Raw genomic sequence first — 4,311 nt, 5'->3', positions numbered from 1 at the left:
AATTCAAGGAGATGGAATTCATTTTATATGGAAATGAGACAGCCATCAAACAGTACTTAACAGGTGAACCTAATATTAAAATTGTGCATACAGATGAAAAAATAAACAGTGAAGATGATCCTGTTCGCTCAGTACGACGCAAGAAAAATGCTTCAATGGTTTTAGCTGCACAAGCCGTAAAAAACAAAGAAGCAGATGCTCTTTTTTCAGCTGGTAATACAGGAGCACTTTTGACAGCAGGATTGCTGATCATCGGACGCATCAAAGGAATCGACCGCCCTGGTTTATTGGTAACAATGCCAGTCATTACAGAAGCAGAAAAGACGTTTAATTTAATGGATGTTGGAGCAAATGCGGATACTAAACCAGAGAATATTCACCAATATGCCATCTTAGGGAGTGAGTATGCTAAGTTTGTCCAAGGTATTTCCAATCCTACTGTTGGTTTATTGAATAATGGAACAGAAGAAAATAAAGGAAATGACATCACTAAAAGAGCGCATCAATTATTGAAGGCTGAGCCAAGCATTAATTTTATTGGCAATGTGGAGGCGCGTGAATTGTTAAGCGGCGTAGCAGATGTTGTTGTAACAGATGGCTATACTGGAAATGCTGTGTTAAAAACAATTGAAGGAACGGCATTATCCATGATGCAATTGCTGAAAAAAGCGGTGTATGATAATGGACCAAAGGCTAAAGTAGGCGGTCTTTTGTTGAAAGATAGTTTATCCGGCATGAAAGATGTACTGGATTACTCTAAACATGGGGGATCAGTTTTATTTGGAGTCAAAGCACCTGTGGTTAAAACACGGTTCTACTGGAAAAGAAGCAGTTTATTATACCATTAAGCAAATTCATGAAATGTTGGCTTCAAAAGTAATTGATGACCTTGTCAATCAGTTTGAAGCTAAACAAGCAGATTTGGATAATTTAGAAGGATAAAAAGCAATTCATAAAAAGGTCTAGACATTCTGAAAAAGTATCTGTAAAATAAGTATGTTCAGATGTGAAAAGTAATTCATAATGGAAAAGCCAAACGGAGGTGTAAAGATTGTCAAAAAACGAAACTTTTGAAAAAATAAAAAAAATAATCGTTGAACGTTTTGGAATAGACGAAGAAAAAGTGACCAATGAAATGACGTTTAAAGATGATTTAGGTGCAGACTCACTAGATATCGTAGAATTAGTCATGGAATTAGAAGACGTTTTTGGAACAGAAATTTCTGATGACGATGCAGAAAATATCTCTTCAGTTGGAGACGCAGTAGATTACATCGAAGCTAACTTAAACTAAGTTCATAAAAAACCGCCGGTTCTTAAGGAAAACACATTTCTTAAGAACCGGATTTTTTATTTAAGCTTTTTTCGAAAGAAGAATAAGCTGATTTGAACAGCTAAACAGTGAAACTATTTATTTTTACTGTAAAACACAGTATAATAAGAATGATTGGACAAGTCTGGTCGAGAGGAGAAAAAAAATGAATGAATCATTTTTAAAAGAGATCAAAAGAAAATATGATATTACATTTCAAAATACTGCCTATTTAGAAGAAGCTTTCACGCATTCATCATATGTGAATGAGCACAGGAACCAACACTTAAAAGATAACGAACGAATCGAATTTCTGGGAGATGCGGTATTGGAATTAATCATTTCAAGGTATTTATTTGAGCATTATCCAAAACTGCCTGAAGGCAAATTAACTAAACTGCGAGCTGCAATTGTTTGTGAAGCAAGTTTAAGCTTATTTGCAAAAGAATGCGGCTTTGACCGTTATATACGTTTAGGCAAAGGCGAAGAACGAATGGATGGTCGTAAAAGACCAGCTTTGCTTTGCGATTTATTCGAATCTTTTATTGGAGCTTTATATTTGGATCAAGGAATCGACAGTGTGTTAGCTTTTTTGAAACAAACTATTTTTCCTAAAATTCAATCCGGTGCTTTCTCACATGTGATGGATCACAAAACAAATTTACAAGAATATTTACAAAAAAAAGGTGAAATTACCATTGATTATCGTTTAGTTGAAGAAGTTGGTCCGGCTCATCAAAAAATGTTTGTTGTTGAGGTCAGTGCAGAAGGTCAAGTGCTGGGGCAAGGACAAGGAAAAACAAAAAAAGCAGCTGAACAAGTAGCTGCAGAAAATGCTTTACTGATTTTAGAAGACAAATAAAAATACGTTGAGGATAAGCTACGTGCACGAGCTTATCCTCAATTAATGAAACGTTTAAGGAAAGGGGCCAGTCTATTGTGCAATTAAAAAGAATCGAAATCGCTGGTTTCAAATCATTCGCAGAAAAAACCACCATTGAGTTTCATGAAGGAGTAACCGCAGTTGTGGGGCCGAATGGCAGTGGAAAAAGCAATATTATTGAAGCGATACGTTGGGTATTAGGAGAACAATCAGCTAAAAGTTTACGAGGCGGGAAAATGAATGACATTATTTTCTCTGGAACTGATATGCGAAAACCATTGAATATCGCGGAAGTTTCTTTAATATTAGAAAATGAAGATCATTTTCTGCCATTAGATTTTTCGGAAATCAATATTACAAGAAGACTTCATAGAAATGGTGAGAGTGAATTTTATTTAAATAAGCAGGCTTGTCGGTTAAGAGACATTATTGAATTATTTATGGATTCCGGTTTAGGCAAAGAATCTTTTTCCATTATTTCTCAAGGGAAAGTGGAAGCTATTTTTAATAGTAAGCCAGAAGATCGCCGTTCTATTTTTGAAGAAGCTGCAGGAGTGTTTAAATATAAGACACGCAAGAAGAAAGCAGAGCAAAAATTATTTGAAACGGAAGATAACTTAAATCGTGTTCAAGATATTGTTTATGAACTAGATAGCCAAATTGAGCCGCTTCAAATACAAAGTAGCATTGCGAAAGATTACTTACTGCAAAAAGAACAATTAAAGGATGTTGAAATAGCTTTAACGGTAGTTGAAATTAGTCATCTAAAGGAACAATGGGCTGCTCAACAATTGGAAATAGCTGCTTTTAATCAGCAATTAAATCAAATGAAAGCTGAAACTAACGAAATTGAGCAACACCTGCAGCTGTTAAAGCAGCAAAAGCAGCAATTTACGGATGTTTTTGATAACGAACAAGCTCAATTGGTACAAGCCATTCAGCAATATGAACAATTAGAAGGTCAAAAACAAGTTTTAAATGAACAAACCAAGCATACGAAAGAAAATAGAGAACAATACGAACAGTCAAAGCGTCAAACATTAAATAAAATAGCTGACTTAGAAAAAAAAATAACTCAAGTAAAGACGTTGACCGATGAGAAAATGCAGAAACAAATACGTGATCACTATATAGATTTGATGCAGCAACAAACTAGTTTACGCAATGAACAAAGCTATTTAGATAAGACCTTTAGTCAGTCTGCCCAAAGAAGAATGAAAACGTCAGTCGCTATGGCAGCATTAGAAAAAGAAGTAAAAGAAGTTGCTAGCCAACTTACCGCAGTGACTGCTGATAGAACGGCTAGTCAACAAGAAATAGCGAAAAAACTTTTGCAGTATCAAGAACAACAGGCAACTATTCAGAAACAATACACTCAATTAGAAAAAAAAGAAAAAATGATGTATGATGCTTTACGGGTTGTACAGCAAGCGAAAGCTAAAAAAGAGAGTTTACAAGAATTGAAAGATGATTATACTGGTTTTTATCAAGGGGTCAAAGAAGTCCTTAAACATAAAAAACAGATTGGTGGAATCGTTGGAGCCGTGGCTGAGTTGATCATTGTTCCAAAAGAAAGTGAAATAGCTATTGATATTGCATTAGGAGCTGCCTCGCAAAATATTATCGTGCAAAATGAAGAAAGTGGACGTAAAGCTATTCAATATTTAAAGCAAAAGCATTCTGGCCGAGCGACATTTTTACCTTTGTCTACCATTAAGCCGCGCCGATTACCTGCTGCTGTTGAAGTAAAAGTTAAAAATCAAACAGGTTTTATTGGGATTGCTAGTGACATTGTTCAATACCCGGACGAAATTGCTTCGATTGTTCAGAATTTACTCGGAACAACTATTGTGGCTCATAATTTAAAAGCAGCTAACGAAATAGCTAAACTGCTTCAATATAGTTATCGAGTGGTGACACTTGAAGGAGATGTGATGAATGCTGGCGGTTCTATGACTGGCGGAGCCAATAAAAAAGGGAACCAAAGCAGTCTTTTTTCACGTAAAAACGAGCTATCTTCTTTGACGCAGCAAATTAGTCAAATGGAACAAACACTAACAGCTAAAGAAGTCGAAGTTCGAACGCTTAAACAAACAGTCAGAAAAGAAGAACAAAA

The 4,311-nt window shown here is 35.5% G+C and carries 3 protein-coding genes and 1 pseudogene; all 4 read left to right on the top strand.

Features of this window, described 5'->3' with window-relative positions:
* A pseudogene (gene plsX / locus RT405_RS06140) lies at positions 1 to 942 on the top strand (phosphate acyltransferase PlsX); the annotation flags it as partial.
* Positions 943 to 1,051: 109 nt separating this feature from the next.
* Positions 1,052 to 1,294, top strand: a complete 243-nt coding sequence (locus RT405_RS06135; protein WP_035028479.1) for an acyl carrier protein — start codon at positions 1,052 to 1,054, stop codon at positions 1,292 to 1,294.
* 184 nt (positions 1,295 to 1,478) lie between these two features.
* Positions 1,479 to 2,174, top strand: coding sequence for a ribonuclease III (gene rnc / locus RT405_RS06130; protein ID WP_035028478.1), 696 nt, complete (start codon positions 1,479 to 1,481; stop codon positions 2,172 to 2,174).
* Positions 2,175 to 2,251: 77 nt separating this feature from the next.
* On the top strand, positions 2,252 to 4,311 hold a 2,060-nt coding region (gene smc, locus RT405_RS06125; RefSeq protein ID WP_313468445.1), incomplete at its 3' end, for a chromosome segregation protein SMC.

Source organism: Carnobacterium sp., assembly GCF_032094055.1.
GTDB lineage: Bacteria > Bacillota > Bacilli > Lactobacillales > Carnobacteriaceae > Carnobacterium_A.
Note: the sequence above shows the minus strand (reverse complement) of the source record. Positions and strands in the feature narration are given on the sequence as shown.